This window comes from Halobellus inordinatus (genome assembly GCF_024464655.1).
Taxonomy (GTDB): domain Archaea; phylum Halobacteriota; class Halobacteria; order Halobacteriales; family Haloferacaceae; genus Haloquadratum; species Haloquadratum inordinatus.
In genome coordinates this window covers 478,526-493,169 of record NZ_JANHAV010000001.1, presented here as the reverse complement: position 1 = coordinate 493,169, position 14,644 = coordinate 478,526, and the positions used below count along the sequence as shown (strand labels likewise).

General features: G+C 66.8%; 14 protein-coding genes. 9 read left to right on the top strand and 5 right to left on the bottom strand.

Features of this window, described 5'->3' with window-relative positions; genetic code table 11:
* Positions 1 to 10: 10 nt before the first annotated feature.
* On the bottom strand, positions 11 to 514 hold the full coding sequence (locus tag NO347_RS02500; RefSeq protein WP_121568174.1) for a hypothetical protein: 504 nt from the start codon (positions 512 to 514) through the stop codon (positions 11 to 13).
* Between the two features lie 297 nt (positions 515 to 811).
* On the opposite strand from NO347_RS02500, the gene NO347_RS02495 reads away from it, so the two are divergent.
* From NO347_RS02495 to surE, 3 genes are all read left to right on the top strand, one after another.
* Positions 812 to 1,594 (top strand): prephenate dehydrogenase/arogenate dehydrogenase family protein, encoded by a 783-nt coding sequence (locus NO347_RS02495; protein WP_256288117.1) that lies wholly within the window; start codon positions 812 to 814, stop codon positions 1,592 to 1,594.
* On the top strand, positions 1,591 to 3,087 hold the full coding sequence (locus NO347_RS02490) for a small ribosomal subunit Rsm22 family protein (protein ID WP_256288116.1): 1,497 nt from the start codon (positions 1,591 to 1,593) through the stop codon (positions 3,085 to 3,087). Before NO347_RS02495 ends, NO347_RS02490 begins: the two co-directional genes overlap by 4 nt.
* 110 nt (positions 3,088 to 3,197) lie before the next feature.
* Positions 3,198 to 4,001, top strand: coding sequence for a 5'/3'-nucleotidase SurE (surE, locus tag NO347_RS02485; protein WP_256288115.1), 804 nt, complete (start codon positions 3,198 to 3,200; stop codon positions 3,999 to 4,001).
* A 40-nt stretch (positions 4,002 to 4,041) separates the two neighbouring features.
* Here the strand turns inward: surE and NO347_RS02480 are convergent, their stop codons facing one another.
* Positions 4,042 to 4,899 (bottom strand): class I SAM-dependent methyltransferase, encoded by an 858-nt coding sequence (locus NO347_RS02480; RefSeq protein WP_256288114.1) that lies wholly within the window; start codon positions 4,897 to 4,899, stop codon positions 4,042 to 4,044.
* 97 nt (positions 4,900 to 4,996) lie between these two features.
* Here NO347_RS02480 and NO347_RS02475 point away from each other — a divergent pair, with 97 nt between their 5' ends.
* Together NO347_RS02475 and NO347_RS02470 are read left to right on the top strand one after the other, a co-directional pair.
* Entirely contained in the window at positions 4,997 to 6,313 is a 1,317-nt protein-coding gene (locus NO347_RS02475) for a HEAT repeat domain-containing protein (protein WP_256288113.1), read from the top strand.
* A 69-nt stretch (positions 6,314 to 6,382) separates the two neighbouring features.
* Positions 6,383 to 8,131 carry a phospholipase D-like domain-containing protein gene (locus tag NO347_RS02470; protein WP_256288112.1) on the top strand — a complete coding sequence of 583 codons (1,749 nt, stop codon included), beginning with the start codon at positions 6,383 to 6,385 and terminating at the stop codon, positions 8,129 to 8,131.
* Positions 8,132 to 8,167: 36 nt separating this feature from the next.
* Here the strand turns inward: NO347_RS02470 and han are convergent, their stop codons facing one another.
* Entirely contained in the window at positions 8,168 to 10,093 is a 1,926-nt protein-coding gene (gene han / locus NO347_RS02465) for a Hef-associated nuclease (protein WP_256288111.1), read from the bottom strand.
* 150 nt (positions 10,094 to 10,243) lie between these two features.
* On the opposite strand from han, the gene NO347_RS02460 reads away from it, so the two are divergent.
* Both NO347_RS02460 and NO347_RS02455 read left to right on the top strand, forming a co-directional pair.
* The gene (locus NO347_RS02460) at positions 10,244 to 10,768 is read left to right on the top strand and encodes a Mov34/MPN/PAD-1 family protein (RefSeq protein ID WP_256288110.1); all 525 of its coding nucleotides are present in this window, start codon (positions 10,244 to 10,246) and stop codon (positions 10,766 to 10,768) included.
* Positions 10,765 to 11,250 (top strand): FAD synthase family protein, encoded by a 486-nt coding sequence (locus NO347_RS02455; protein WP_256288109.1) that lies wholly within the window; start codon positions 10,765 to 10,767, stop codon positions 11,248 to 11,250. Before NO347_RS02460 ends, NO347_RS02455 begins: the two co-directional genes overlap by 4 nt.
* A 110-nt stretch (positions 11,251 to 11,360) precedes the next feature.
* Here NO347_RS02455 and coxB read toward each other — a convergent pair whose 3' ends face one another.
* Positions 11,361 to 12,071, bottom strand: a complete 711-nt coding sequence (coxB, locus tag NO347_RS02450; RefSeq protein ID WP_256288108.1) for a cytochrome c oxidase subunit II — start codon at positions 12,069 to 12,071, stop codon at positions 11,361 to 11,363.
* A 220-nt stretch (positions 12,072 to 12,291) separates the two neighbouring features.
* Here coxB and cyoE point away from each other — a divergent pair, with 220 nt between their 5' ends.
* Together cyoE and NO347_RS02440 are read left to right on the top strand one after the other, a co-directional pair.
* A complete protein-coding gene (cyoE, locus tag NO347_RS02445; protein ID WP_256288107.1) occupies positions 12,292 to 13,698 on the top strand; it encodes a heme o synthase in 1,407 nt (468 codons plus the stop codon).
* Positions 13,698 to 14,366 carry a DUF7546 family protein gene (locus tag NO347_RS02440; RefSeq protein ID WP_256288419.1) on the top strand — a complete coding sequence of 223 codons (669 nt, stop codon included), beginning with the start codon at positions 13,698 to 13,700 and terminating at the stop codon, positions 14,364 to 14,366. The genes cyoE and NO347_RS02440 overlap by 1 nt, the downstream gene beginning before the upstream one ends.
* Positions 14,367 to 14,442: 76 nt before the next feature.
* On the opposite strand, the gene NO347_RS02435 is transcribed toward NO347_RS02440, so the two are convergent.
* A complete protein-coding gene (locus NO347_RS02435; protein WP_158599309.1) occupies positions 14,443 to 14,616 on the bottom strand; it encodes a hypothetical protein in 174 nt (57 codons plus the stop codon).
* Positions 14,617 to 14,644: the final 28 nt, after the last annotated feature.

The following is a 14,644-nucleotide window of genomic DNA, read 5'->3' as shown; positions in this document are numbered from 1 at the left end:
AACAATACGATCAGCTCGACGACTCGCCGGCGCTCTCGGATCCGTTCGGCTGGCGGTGCTTCTCGTCGCGATACGACTGAAGAAGCGACTCCAGCGCCTCGCCGGTCTTCGGCGTGAGTACGCCGGCGGCCTGGCGAACCACGTCGTCGTCTTCGAGCAGAAACGCGTAGATCGTCTGTTCGCCGAGGATCCCGAGGCGGCGTCGGAACGCCTGCTTGTCGACCGAGAGGAAGACCGTATTGTCGTGTGTGCGCTGGCGGGCGCTGGCGGGCGACATTCCGCCCATCGATTGTGGCGGGAGCATTCCGCCCTTGCCGCAGACGGTAAGCTCGTAATACCCGAAGTGGTCGAACCGCTCGCACAGCTCGGATGCGAACTGTCGCCACGAGTTGACGAGCGACCGTTGTCGTTGATGAAAGCTAACGACGACGAGCGTCTGCTCGCCGTGCAAGTCGTCGGGAAGCGTCAGTCGACGCCCCTGTGTGTCTCTCCCGGAGACCGTAGGAAACTTCATCGGTGGTTACTTTCTCTATTCCCCTATTGTTATAGAGCGATTACGCGCGTGTTCATCCCCATACTGTACGGCGATAGCAGTCGCTGTGCCGTCAGCATACGCTGTCGGTCTGGCCGACCGGCCAGTTTTGCGACGGTACAGACTCTTTTCCCCCACCTAGACACGGGTAACCACTCGGTTAAACGTATTCCTCTAAATATCAGCGCTGATTCCGGAAGTAGCTCACAACTCGCCCGGAGTCGGTCCCGAAACCGTCACCGAACCCCTTTTGATTGGGGCGGCGCGTAGTCGGCGGCGATGGAGGTACTCGTCGTCGGAGCCGGCGCGATGGGTCGCTGGGCCGGCGAGACGCTCGCGGCGGAGTTCGACGTGGCGTTCGCCGACCGGGACTGGGCTGTCGCGAGCGCCGCTGCGGACGTAGTGGAGGGTCGTGCCGTCGCGCTCGATACGACGGAAACGTTCGACGTGGTCTGTCTCGCCGTGCCGATCAGTGCGGTCCGGGACGCGGTTGCGGCCCACGCCGAGCGTGCCGAGCGCGCGATGCTCGACGTTACCGGCGTGATGGCCGACCCCGTGGAAGCGATGCGGGAACACCTGCCGGACCGCGAGCGCGTCAGTCTGCACCCGCTTTTCGCCCCGGAAAACGCCCCAGGGAACGTCGCGGCAGTCGTCGACGCCGCCGGTCCCCTCACGGACGCCGCGCTCGACGCCATCGCCGACGCCGACAACCACGTCTTCGAGACGGACCCCGCCGAACACGATTCGGCGATGGAGACCGTGCAAGCGGGGGCGCACACGGCGGTCCTCGCGTACGCGCTGGCGGCCGAGGACGTCCGCGAGGAGTTTGCGACGCCGATTTCCAGCGTCCTGTCGGACCTCGTCGACACCGTGACCGAGGGGACCCCACGCGTCTACCGGGAGATTCAAGAGTCGTTCGAGGGTGCCGACGCCGTCGCGGAGGCCGCACGCCGCGTCGCCGACGCCGAGGGCGACGCCTTCGAGCAGTTGTACGAAGAGGCCAGACAGCGACAGCGGAAGCACGCCGATAGGACCGAAGACGGTCACGGGGACACAGAATGATCGACCGCGAGGCCGTGCGCGCGAACGCGAAGTACCTGCGAAACGTCCGCCCGATCGATCCCGAAGAGATCCACGAGTACATCGACGGGACGCCGCACCCGGCCGTCGTCCGAGAAACACTCCGCGAGGAGGCGTACGACCTCGGCCTCAGAGAGCGCGAAGACGGCACGTTCGTTCCGGTGAGCGAGGACCCCGCGCCGCAACCGGGATGGGAACCCGACACGTTTCCCGAACCGTACGCGTTCGCGCTGGAAGACCTGCTCGTCGAGCGCTACGGGGCGAACTGGCATCGCGGCGAGACCGGCGACCAGTTACGGGAGACGATCCGCCGACTCAAAGAGGACTACTACCGGCAGAACCCCGTCGAATACGACGCGGTGGCGGCGCTCGGGTACGCGGTCTATCACCTCTCTGACTACTACGCGGCGATCGGCTACGTGCTCGACGACCTCGCAGAGCGCGAGCACCTCCCCCGAACGCTTCGCGTCCTCGACATCGGCGCGGGAACCGGCGGGCCGGCGCTCGGGCTGCACGACTATCTTCCGGCGGACGCCGTCGTCGACTACCACGCCGTCGAACCGTCCGCGTCGGCCGACGTGCTCGAACGGATGTTGAAAGAGACGGGACGGAACTTCCGGACGACGATCCACCGCGAGACCGCCGAGGCGTTCGAGCCCGGGAGCGAGTTCGATCTCGTCCTCTTCGCGAACGTGCTGAGCGAACTCGACGACCCCGAAGCCGTCGCGTCGCGGTATCTCGACGCCGTCGCAGACGACGGCTCGTTCGTCGCCATCGCACCCGCCGACCGCAACACCAGCACGGGGCTCCGCGACGTCGAGCGCGCGCTCGCGCCGCCGGCGTCTGCGGTGTCGGTGTACGCGCCGACGCTCCGACTGTGGCCGGGGGAGGCCCCCTCCGATCGCGGCTGGTCGTTCGATCGCCGCCGCGACGTCGCTGCACCGCCGTTCCAGCACCGCCTCGACGAGGCCGGGACGGCCGACGCTGGCGTGGAGTCCACGGCCGAGACAGGAACCGGGTCTGCGGCCGACTCGGAGTCAGATACAGTCCCCGAGTCCAGCGGGCGCACGCCCGGGGACGGCACGTTCAGAAACGAGACGGTCCAGTTCTCCTACGCGATTCTGCGGCCTGACGGAGCGCGCCGCGCGGACGTCCTTGCCGACCCGGATCGGCACGCGAAGATGGCCGAGATGGAGCGACACGTCACGAACCGCATCGATCTCCTCGCGGTGAAGTTGAGCCGCGACCTGACCGACAGCGACGACGCCAATCCCCTGTTCAAGATCAGCGACGGCAGCGAGTCGGTCGAACACTACGCGGTCTCGACCACGCGCGACCCGCTGAACGAGGCGCTTCTCACAGCCGACTACGGCGACGTGCTGGCGTTCGAGAACGTCCTCTGTCTGTGGAACGGCGACGAGGGCGCGTACAACCTCGTCGTCGACGACGAGACGTTCGTCGAGGGCGTCGCGTGAGCCGGATCGTCCCAGGCTGATCCGTCCCCTTGACCGATCCCATCTGGGAAACCGCCTCTGAAGACCGCCACGGGCGGTACACCTTTCCGCCGTCCCGCGAAGATACCGATATGAGCGATTCGCTCTCTGTACTTTTGACGAACGACGACGGCATCGACGCCGTCGGATTCCAGGCGCTATACGAGGAGCTCTCGGCGTTCACAGACGTGACTGCTGTCGCGCCCGCAAACGACCAGAGCGCCGTCGGACGCCAACTCTCGAACGACGTCGCCGTCCGCGAGCACGACCTGGGGTACGCGATCGACGGCACCCCCGCCGACTGCGTCGTCGCCGGCCTCGAATCGCTGTGTCCGGAGGTCGACGTCGTCGTCGCCGGCTGTAACAAGGGCGCGAATCTCGGGGCGTACGTCCTCGGTCGGTCGGGAACCGTCAGCGCGGCCGTCGAATCGGCGTTCTTCGACGTCCCGGCGATCGCTGTCTCGCTGTACGTCCCCGGCGACGGCGACACGCCGTGGCGCGAGCAGGCCACCGACCCCGCAGACTTCGCGAACGCGACGCGCGCGACGACGTACCTGCTCGAACACGCGCTCGGCGCGGGCGTGTTCGAACAGGCGGAGTATCTGAACATCAACGCGCCCATCGTCGACCCGGAGAGCGGCCCCGCACCGCTCGAAATCACGCGCCCGTCGACCCTATACGAGATGACGGCCGAGCACGACGGTAACGGCCGGATCACACTCCACGACGGCATATGGGAGATGATGCGCGCGGGCGACATCCCGGATCCGGAAGGCACCGACCGCCGCGCAGTCGTCGAGGGCAAGGTGTCGGTCTCGCCGCTGACCGCGCCGCACACGACCGAGCATCACGAAGCGCTGGACGGACTCGCCGAGACGTATCTCGACGCGACCTAACGACGAGACCGGGAGAACGCCAGCACGCGCACGCCGTGGCTCATTCGAGGACGGCGACGAACCGCAACCGCCGGTAGTCGGCGGTCCACGTCCCGTCGTCGTAGAGATCCTCTCGGAGTCGGTCTTCGACCGCCGAGACGACGGCACCACGTTCTGATTCCGGCACCGGGCCGAGGAGCCGGTCACCAAACATCTCGATCCACGCCGCCAGGCCGTTTTCGCCCTCCTCGAGTTCGGTCGGGCGATCGAACAGGCGCGCGTAGCGGACCTCGAACCCGTGATCTTCGAGGCGTGTGGCGTGTTCGCCGACGGTCGGGAAGTACCAGGGCTCCGTCGGCGGTTCGTACCCGCGCGCGTCCAGTTCGGCCTGAATCGCGCCGACGATGGTGCCGACGTTCCCCGTACCGCCCAGTTCGGCGACGAACCGCCCGCCGGGTTCGAGCGCCTCCGCCACCGCGTCGATGACGGCGTCCTGCTCGTGGATCCAGTGGAGGGCGGCGTTCGAGAACACGGCGTCGAACGGTTCCTCGACGTCGAAGTCGCGGGCGTCGGCCCGGACGAACTGCCGGTCTGGGTGGGCCTCGCGTGCGGTCTCGATCATCTCGGCCGACTGATCGATGCCGACGACCCCCGCGCAAGCATCCGCGATACGGTCGGTCAGATGTCCCGTGCCGCAGCCGAGATCGAGGATCCGCTCGTCCGGTTGCGGGTCGAGTAGTTCCACGACGTCGGAGCCGTACTCGTAGACGAACGAGTGCGACCCGTCGTAGGCCGTCGTGTCCCAGTCGTTCGTGTCTTCGGAGCCATCGGCGTCTGTGGTGTCGTCCGTGTCTGTAGTGTCGTCCGCGTCTGTAGTGTCGTTCACGTCACCGGCCGTGTCCTCGCTCGGAGCGGTCATTGGCCCCAGTTGCACCTGCGAGCCTATAAAGAGCGTTCGGGACGCCGCGGCGACAGAAGGGAAACGCTCTTTTCGGGTACGGACGGATATCGAGCATATGAGCGACGGGGACGACGAGACGGCTGCCGATGCGGAGGAGACGGCGGCGTCGGACGAGTCGACAGACGCGACGCCCGAAACCCTGAACGAACGCCTCGACGACGTCGAATCCGCCCTCGAGGGCGCGGAGACGGAGGCAGACTTAGACGACGTCGAGTCCGACCTCGACGGGATCGAGTCGGACCTCGAAGCCGCGGATCTGCCCGAACCCGACGAGGACGACGAAGACGCCGAGGATCCGCGCGCGGAGCTCGAATCGCGCGTCTCCGACCTCCGCGACGACCTGGAGTCCCAGCGCGGCCCGTACGCGAGCGACGTCGTCGACGAGATCGAGGCCGCGCAGTCGAAGGTGACCGACACCCAGTGGACCGAACAGGGCGAATCCGAGATCGTCGACGTCGTCTCGGCCTTCGCCGACGCCGTCGCCGGTGAACTGGACGCCGACGTCGCGCTCGACGGTGACGACGAGGACGCCCTCGTGGCGGCACTCGACGACGCGATCGCGGCCGTCGAAGCCGCGGACCTCGACGCCGACGAGGACACCGAGACGATCGCGTCGCTCCTGGAGGCGACCGACGACCTCGAAGCCGGTCTCGAAGACGCCCAAGAGTGGGACGACCTGGAGACGAACGAGCAACTGATGGCGCAAGGCTTCTACGACGTCCTGGGTCACTACAAGGACTACCCACCGGAGCTGTCGGCGCTCAAAGAGTGGGAGAAGCGCGGCCGCGTCGATATGGTGCTGCTCGCGAAGGATAGCCTCCAGTCGGAGTTTATGCAGGAGCACTGTATGGATGCGCTCGTCCGGATGGCGAACCCCGAAGCCTTCGAGGAGATGCACCAACTCGCCCAGCGCCGCGACAAGGCGGCGATCAAGGCGCTCGGCCGGATGGGTGATGGAGCAGCGGAGGCCGTCGAGACGCTCGTCGAGTACGTCGACGCAGACTCCGATCCGGCGCTCCAGAAGGTGACGCTCCGCGCGCTCGGCGAGATCGGGTCGACGGAGGCGACGCAGGCGATCGCGGACAAACTGGAGATGGACAACGACAACGTTCGGCCGTACGCCGCACGCGCGCTCGGTCTCATTGGCGACACGCGCGCGGTCGCGCCCCTCGCGGACACGCTGGCCGACGACGAGAGCGACACCGTCCGCGCCGCCGCGGCGTGGGCGCTCCGGCAGATCGGCACCGAGGAAGCTCTCGAAACCGTCGCCGAGTACACCGACGAACGCTCCTTCCTCGTCCAGCACGAGGCCGACCTCGCGACTGACGCACTCGGGGATGACGACGCCGACGCGGAAGCGCCGACGGCGTAACCGGACGGCGACCACGTAACTGGGCGGCGACTGCGTACGTTCAAATAGGATCGCCGGGCCAGACGCGCCGTGGTATCACGAGCGCGTCGTACGGGGATCGCGGGCCGCTATGTCGCAGCGAATCGGACGACTGTCCAGCGACCCGCCTCTCGTGAAGCGTATCGGCTCGTCTGCGTGCTCCTCCTCGTTGCTGCCGGGATCGCTGGAGCTGTCGCGCCCGTTGCGGCCGCGTCTTCGGGAGCCGGTCCCAGCTCGCCCGCGACCAACACCACCGATGGACAACCCGCAGGGCCGCACATCGTCGCCACGTTTCCGGATCCGGTCGCAAACGGCGACGTCGGCGAATTTGTCGTCGTCGACGCCGCGAGTGCGTCGAACCTGACGCTCTCGGACGGCGAGTCGAATATCAGCGTCCCCTCGACCGGCACCGTCGCGTTGTCCGCGGCGCCGAACGCGACGCGAGCGCTCGTCGACGTGCCGGTCGTCCGAGCCTCGCTCTCGCTGGCGAACGCCGGTGAACGACTCGTCCTTCGTCGAGACGGCGTCGCCGTCGATCGCGTCATCTACGACCGCGCTCGCGAAGGCGAGCGGTTGAACGCGACGACCGGCCAGTGGACGCCGCGTGGGTTATCTCCACGGCCGGTCGTCGCGACGGGGCCGGCGACCGCGACGGCTTTCGTCCTCCCAGATTCGCCCGATGTGCCGCTCGAAACGCTCCAGCGCGCCGAGACGCGGGTCCTGCTCGCCGGCTACACGTTCGCCTCGCCCCGGGTCGCCGACGCGCTCCTCGCCGCGGCCGACCGCGGCGTCCGCGTGCGCGTGCTCCTGGAAGGCGGCCCAGTCGGCGGGACGACGACTAATCAGCGCGAACAACTCGACCGCCTCGTCGCGGGCGGCGTCGACGTCCGCGTGATCGACGGCCCGCACGCGCGCTTTTCGTATCACCACCCCAAGTACGCCGTCAGCGACGACGACGCGCTCGTGTTGACGGAGAACTGGAAGCCGGCGGGGACCGGGGGTCGGGACAGCCGTGGGTGGGGGGTCCGCGTTCACTCCGAGCGGACGGCCGACGAACTCGCCGCTGTCTTCGCTCACGACGCCGACGGCATCGACGCCGTGCCGTGGCGCGAACACCGCCGGAACGCCTCGTTCGTCGAAGAGGACCCTGCTTCGGGGTCGTACGATGCTGGATTCGCCCCCGAAACGGTCACTATCGAACACGTGCGAGTGCTGACGGCCCCCGGAAACGCGGGGGCCGCCGTCAGGAGCGAAATCGCCGGCGCAGAGGCCCGCATCGCCGTCCTGTCACCACGGCTCGACCCGGACGGCCCCTACTTCGCGTCGCTCGTCGCCGCCGCCGAGCGCGGCGTCGACGTCCGCATCCTCCTCTCGAACGCGTGGTACGACGAGGAGTCGAACCAGGCGGTCGTCGAGCGGACGATGCGCCTCCGCGAACGTGGCCTCCCGATCGAGGCGCGGATCGCTCGCCCGGCCGGACGGTTCGGGAAAGTCCACGCGAAAGGCGCGGTGATCGACGGGGAGACGGTCATCGTCGGCAGTCTCAACTGGAACGAACACGCGGCGACCGAGAACAGGGAAGTCACCCTCGCGCTCGACGGCGAGGCGGCGGCGGCGTACTACGGACGGGTCTTCACAGCGGATTGGGACGCCGCCGGAGCCGGCGGGTCGAGCGGCGAACGAACGAGTAGTCGAGAGGGGATGCAGAACGGAAAGCGGACGCTCACGATGGCACTGGGTGCGCTTTCGGCGGCGTCGCTCGCCGGCTTCGTCCTTCGCCGAACGGTGGACTTCGAGTGAGAAGTGCGGCCCGCGTCTGCGCTGTCGGCGGCGCCCTTAGGCCTCGGTGTCGACGACGGCCTGCGAGGAGAGTTCCTCGTCGAGTTCGGCGTCGGCCATCTTGTCGACGAGGCTCTCGATGACCTCGGTGCGCATCCCCTTGACGAACTTGATCGACCCGACGACGAGGTGGCCGCCACCGGAGACGCCGCCGCCGACGACTTCCTCGTTCAGTTCCGCGACCATCCGCGGGATGTCGAGGCGGACTCCGTCGGACCGAAGGACGGCGAAGTCGGGGCCGTAGCCGATCGTGATGACCGGCTCGCCGTGTTCGCGGACCTTTCGGTCGTGGAGCTTTCCGGTGGTCTTCCCCGGCGCGGGGTAGGTGAAGCGGTGGGCCCACTCGTCGAGGTCGACAGTGTAGAGGTGGGCGTCGGACTCCAGCCGCTCGTGTTCGAGGTGAGAAGCGGCGGCGTCCATCTGCCGTTCGACGTCGCGCTCGGCGCGGCTCGCGAGGAAGTCGACGAGTTCCTGGTGGCGGTCCTCGTCGTCGCAGCCGACGTTCAGCACGTCGTTGACGAGCGACTGGCCGTCGTTGTATCGCAGCCAGTGAGCCGCGTAGTCGAGCGCCTCACCGACGTCGAGCAGGCGCTCGCGGTCGTAGCCCTCAGACTCGGCGAGCGAGACGAAGTCTTCCATCGCCTCGGCCTTCGAGCGGTCGGCCAGGCCCGCGACGGCCGGGACGTGGCGGAGTTCCTCGGTCACGTCGGGGTCGATCATCCGCGCGAGTTCGACGCACATCATCCCCGTCGTGATGCGGTAGTCCTCGTCGTAGAGGTAGGGGTTGACGTGGGCGTCGAGGAGGTCGTCGACCGCCTCCGGGTCGGGGTGGTGGTGGTCGACGACCGCGATCGGCACGTCGTAGTGTGCGAGGTTCTCGTAGGCGGGGACGTCCTCCTCGGTGGAGCCGTTGTCGAGCATCAGGAGGAGCGGGAGCCGCTGGCCGTGCCGCGCACGGCCTTCGAGCGCGAAATTCAGGTCGCGCGTGACGTCCTCCATCTCGTAGAACGGCGCTTTCGAGGGAAGTCGCTTGACGAGGTGCCGCGAGGCGTCGTCGTCGTCGTGGACGGCCTCGATGAAGTTCTCCAGCGCCAGCTGAACCGGCACGGAGGCGCACATCCCGTCGCCGTCGGCGTGGTGTCGAACGCGGATCGGACGCCCTTCCAGCACCGTCCGTCGCAGCAGGCGAGCGACCTCGCGCAGGTCGTCGCGGAGTTTCTCGAACGCCGGCCACTCGACGAGTGACTCGACGTCCTCGGGCGCTGCGCGTTCCTCGAACGCGGCGTCGAGGCGTTCGCGGGCCTCGGCCATCGCCTCGCCGTCGAGTCGAGTCATCGAGTCGACTTCGAGCTGGAGCGAGCCGTCGTGGGACTCGACGCTGCCGCCGATCCGGACGACGTCGTCGAGGTCGACGGCCGGGAAGGCGCGAACGCCCGCCTCGCGGAACGCCGCCGCAGAGACGATTCCCGTCTCGTCGGCGATGCGGAAGACGGTCGGGCCGCCGGTCTGTTTGATCTGGGCGACCTGTCCTTCGATGTGGACTTCGTCGCCGGCGCTCAATCCTGCGATCGGCGCGATGTCGGGTTCGTGATCGACGACGACGGTCTGGTACGTCGACTCGGTGAAGACGTCGAACGCGAGGTCGCCGTTCTCTTTGATCTCTTCGAGCGTGACGGTCAGGCGGTCGCCGACCTCGTAGGAGCGATCGAGGTTCGACTCGTGGACGAGTCCGGACACCTCGTCGGAGATGTCGACGAAGATGCCGTATTCGACGACGCCGTTGACGACGGCGTGGTACCGTTCGCCTTCTTCGACGTCTTCGAGCGTGCAGTTCGGTGCGAGATCGTAGACGATAGGTCGCGAGTCCGTCTCCGAATCCGGAGCGGACGCGCCGCCGGAATCCCCGGCGTTATCGGCGGTCATACTGGCGAGAAGTGGTGCGTCGCGGTTAAGACTTTACAATCCGCGCGCACGGGGCGGGTACCGCCGACGCCGTCTCCCGACGGTGCGGTCGGCTGGTCTCGCCTGAATCCGACCGGAACGCTTAGAAGGCGACGAACCGGAGAATCGAATATGCGACTCTTCCGGTCGAGTGAGGTGATCGGCATCGCCGCCGACGCGCTCGACTTCGCACGGGAGGCATCCCGCGAGACACATCCGAACGAGTATATGGGCTTTCTCCGCGGCGAAGACGCCAGCCACTTCGATCTCGATCGCTCGGGCACCGTCATCACGGAGGTGTTGATCGTCCCGGGGACGCGATCGGATCCGACGAGCGCCACCGTCGACAGCAATATGATCCCGAACGACCGCCACGCGGTGGGGTCGATCCACTCTCACCCGAACGGCGTCCTCCGGCCGAGCGACGCCGATCTGGACACCTTCGGCCAAGGCCAGGTCCACATCATCCTCGGTCATCCGTACGGCCCGACTGACTGGCAGGCGTTCGACCAGAGCGGGGAGGTTCGCGACCTTCCCGTCCTCGACGTCGACCTGCCCGATCCCGAGGACTTCTTCGACTTCACCGAGGACGACCTCGACCTCGACTACGGCAACCTCGGCGGGAGCTATCGGGAGTCCGGAGGGTCTTACCGGTGACCCGCCGGATCGTCGCGCAGGGGACGTTCGATCTCATTCATCCCGGCCACATCCACTACTTCTCGGAAGCGGCCGCGATGGGCGACGAACTACACGTCATCGTCGCCCGACGGGAGAACGTCACACACAAGGAACGTCCTGTGTTGCCCGATCGACAGCGACGGGATGTCGTCGGCGCGCTCGAGATGGTGACCGATGCGCACCTCGGGCACCGCGAAGACATCTTCGTCCCCATCGAGCGGATCGATCCCGACGTCATCGTTCTCGGGCACGATCAGCACCACGACGCAGACGCGCTCCGCGACGCGCTCGCAGGACGTGGGATCGACTGTGAGGTCGATCGCGCGTCAGCTCGGGAACCACGGTACGACGATGAACTGCTCTCGACCGGACGGATCATCGACCGGATTCTCGAAGAGCGTGGACCGGACCACGAGGCGCCGGCAGAAGAAGCAATCTCGGACGCAGATCGGAACGCGTAGCCGCTTTTTCCGGTATCGCCGGCACTCGCCGACCAGCTGGACAGGAGAAGTAGAAAGCAGCGCGTAGCGGCTGCTCACAGACCGAAGAAACCCGAAAAGCGGGCGCGCGATTACTCGCTACTCTGCTGTTCGTCGAGCCACTGCTGGTACTCGTCCTGGGAGACGACCTCGACGGTGAAGTACATCTGCGAGTGAGCGACGCCACAGTACTCAGTACAGTAGCCCTGGTACGTCCCTTCCTCGTAGGCGACCGTCTTGATCGTGTTCACCTGTCCAGGCATCGCGTCCGTCTTGAGTGCTAACTTCGGAACGTGGAATCCATGGATCACGTCACGTGATGTCACCTGGATTTGGACCGGACGGTCCTTCGGGACTACGATCTCGGTGCCGGTCGAGAAGTTACCCGATTCGGGGTACGACATCTCCCAGCCCCACTGGTACGCCTCGGCGTGGACGACGACGGGTTCGCCCTGGGTACTCTCGATCTCGGGGCCCGCAGTGACGTTCTCGTTCGCGAGAACGCCGTAGGAGGCCACACCGACGAAGAGGAGGATGATCGCCGTCGCGATCGTCCACGTGATCTCCAGGCGACGGTTCTCCTGGGTCGGTGACGGATCGTCGTTGTTCCTGAACTTCACCACCGTGTAGAGGAGGATTACCTCTACCAGGATGGTGATCGGGACAGCGATGTACAGAAGCTTCCCGTTCAACCCATTGATGAGTTCTGCGCTGGCGGACGCTTGTGCGGCGACCGGATCCGCGACGAGGCCCGCCACCACCACCGCGAGCAGTGAAACGAGTGCCAAACGCGTCTTTCGCATCGGTGCGGAGTTAGGAAGTACCACGTAAATAGTTGCTGACTTCGGTCACTCTATCGTACCGTCTGCAACAGACTGCTCGTCGCGATCGATCGACTGCGACCGGGTGGTGAGTGCAGTAGTCCACATATTGTCCGATACTTTGCTGTCTCACGGACCGACTGCGGTCAGGAAAGCGGGGACCCTAAGTACGGTGATTCCTAACGGCGTATAGGTGACTTTCGTGGCGTCGACTGCAACACACAATCGGTTCCACAATCTACTCGCAGCGACCGCCATCGGCGTCTATCTCCTCTTGCTCGTCGGTGCAACCACGGCTCTCACAGACGCGGCCGCGTCGTGTACGGCCTGGCCGATCTGTGGTGACGGCTGGACGTCGCCGACGTCGGCCGCGGGGTGGCTCGCAGTCGGACATCGGCTGCTGGCCGTCGCCGTCGGTGTCCTCGGCGTCGTAACTGTCGTCTCGGCCGTGCGCGCTAGTGCGGGGCGACGCGTCCTCGGTGCGACGCTCCTGGCAGGACTCCTCTATCCCGTCCAGGCCGCCCTCGGCGCGTTCGTCGCCGTCGGTGGTGCCGACGCAACGCTCTCGGCGGCGCACTTGACCGTCGGGATGGGAATCTTCGTTTCGCTGGTGGCCGCGCTCGCGTGGAGCCTCGAACGGGAGACGGGTGACCCCTCCGAAGAGCCCGTCGATAGCATCGATCTCGACCCGCCGGTCGACAACGCGTACGAACCGGACATTCCGACCGACCGCCGGGAACGGCTGGTCGCGACCGCGAAGGCGTACGTCCGGCTGACGAAACCCCGGCTGATGTGGCTGCTCTGTCTCGTCGCGGCCGCCGGGATGGCGCTGGCGGCGACGACGAACGGCGGCCTGACGATCGGCGTCGTGCTCGCGACGCTCGGTGGCGGCGTTCTGTCGATCGGCGCGTCCGGGACGTTCAACCACGTCTTCGAGCGCGACATCGACCGTCGGATGCAGCGGACGAGCGACCGGCCCCTTGCGACCGACCTCGTTCCCGTCCGCAACGCCCTCGCGTTCGGCGTTCTCCTGGCCGCGGGGTCGATTGCGCTGTTCGCGTGGGTGAACGTGCTCGCGGCCGTGCTCGGCGTCGCAGCGATCCTGTTTTACAGCGTCGTCTACACGCTCTTGCTGAAGCCGAACACCGTCCAGAACACCGTCATCGGTGGCGCGGCGGGCGCGCTCCCGGCGCTGATCGGCTGGGTCGCCGTCGACGGACAGATCGGTCTCGGCGGGATCGCACTCGCGACGATCATCTTCTTGTGGACGCCGGCGCACTTCTACAACCTCGCGCTCGCGTACAAGGACGACTACGAGCGCGGCGGCTTCCCGATGATGCCGGTCGTCCGCGGTGAGACGACGACCCGCAAACACATCCTCTGGTATCTGGCGGCGACGCTCGTCGCCGCGGGTGCGATGGCTTCGATGCAGGCGCTCGGACTGGCGTACGCGCTCACGACCGTCGTCTTCGGCGCGATCTTCCTCTACTTCGCGATCCGCCTGCACTACGAACAGACCGAAGCCGCGGCGTTCCGGTCGTTCCACGCGTCGAACGCGTATCTCGGGGCGCTGCTGCTCGCCGTCGTCGTCGACGCGTTGGCGGTATGATGTCCGTCGCACGCGCGGTCAGCGTCGACACGCGCGATCTTCTCTACGCCGCGCTGATCGGTAACTCCCTCGCGGTGCTCTCGGTCGCGTACGTTCTCCTGTCCGGAATTACGATCACGCAGCCACGCTATGCGGTCTACGGCCTCGCGTGGATCTTCGTCGGTGTCGTCGCCGTCTGGAAGACCGACCCGGCACCGGCCGACGAGCGGACGCGACGCCGGGCGGCCGCGATCGCGGTCCTCTATTTCGTCGCGTTGGCGGCCGCCGGCGGCGTTCTCGTCACGGCGATGCGTCCCGGGGCTGGTGAGTTCGGCGTCCGGCTGGCGACGCTCGCTCCGGGGTGGGGGCCAGCGCCGGTCGTCTCGACGCCGTGGGCGGCGCTCGTGTTGATGCCTGCCCGTATGGTCGGCTACGTCGCCTTGGCGTATCTGGTGTACGCGACAGTGATCGACGCCGCCGGCGCAGCAGTCTCGGGGATCGTCGGCTTGCTCTCGTGTGTCTCCTGTTCGTGGCCGATTCTAGCGTCGATTCTTTCGGGGGTGCTCGGCGGCAGTTCCGCCGTCGTTGCAGCGACGTTCGATTTCTCCTACGACGTGTCGACAGTCGTCTTCTTACTGACGGTCGCGCTGCTGTACTGGCGGCCGCTGCTCGGGAATCGGCTCGGGTGAACGTCGACGTGGTCGGTCGCTGCGACGACCGGACCGACCACGCCGTTCGGGGTCTAAATAGTGCGGTTCCGGGTGCTCAGGCGAACCCGACTGGCTGTGGCTTGGTTCGTTTCTCGGGGCTGTGCTCCTCGGTGACGCCGTCCTCGACATCGTCGGTGCGGATTTCGTCCTCCGTCTCCTCTTCACGCCGTGCGGCTTGCGCTCGTCGCTCCTCCGCTAGCGCCTTCAGTTGGTATGTATGGTAACACATACCAATACCCGAGTACGGCGTCAGCGGA

Excerpts from the sequence above, each read along its gene's own strand:
- NO347_RS02500 (WP_121568174.1), bottom strand. The coding sequence starts at position 514 with ATGAAGTTTCCTACGGTCTCCGGGAGAGACACACAGGGGCGTCGACTG.
- NO347_RS02495 (WP_256288117.1), top strand. The coding sequence starts at position 812 with ATGGAGGTACTCGTCGTCGGAGCCGGCGCGATGGGTCGCTGGGCCGGC.
- NO347_RS02490 (WP_256288116.1), top strand. The coding sequence starts at position 1,591 with ATGATCGACCGCGAGGCCGTGCGCGCGAACGCGAAGTACCTGCGAAAC.
- surE (WP_256288115.1), top strand. The coding sequence starts at position 3,198 with ATGAGCGATTCGCTCTCTGTACTTTTGACGAACGACGACGGCATCGAC.
- NO347_RS02480 (WP_256288114.1), bottom strand. The coding sequence starts at position 4,899 with ATGACCGCTCCGAGCGAGGACACGGCCGGTGACGTGAACGACACTACA.
- NO347_RS02475 (WP_256288113.1), top strand. The coding sequence starts at position 4,997 with ATGAGCGACGGGGACGACGAGACGGCTGCCGATGCGGAGGAGACGGCG.
- han (WP_256288111.1), bottom strand. The coding sequence starts at position 10,093 with ATGACCGCCGATAACGCCGGGGATTCCGGCGGCGCGTCCGCTCCGGAT.
- NO347_RS02460 (WP_256288110.1), top strand. The coding sequence starts at position 10,244 with ATGCGACTCTTCCGGTCGAGTGAGGTGATCGGCATCGCCGCCGACGCG.
- coxB (WP_256288108.1), bottom strand. The coding sequence starts at position 12,071 with ATGCGAAAGACGCGTTTGGCACTCGTTTCACTGCTCGCGGTGGTGGTG.
- NO347_RS02440 (WP_256288419.1), top strand. The coding sequence starts at position 13,698 with ATGTCCGTCGCACGCGCGGTCAGCGTCGACACGCGCGATCTTCTCTAC.
- NO347_RS02435 (WP_158599309.1), bottom strand. The coding sequence starts at position 14,616 with ATGTGTTACCATACATACCAACTGAAGGCGCTAGCGGAGGAGCGACGA.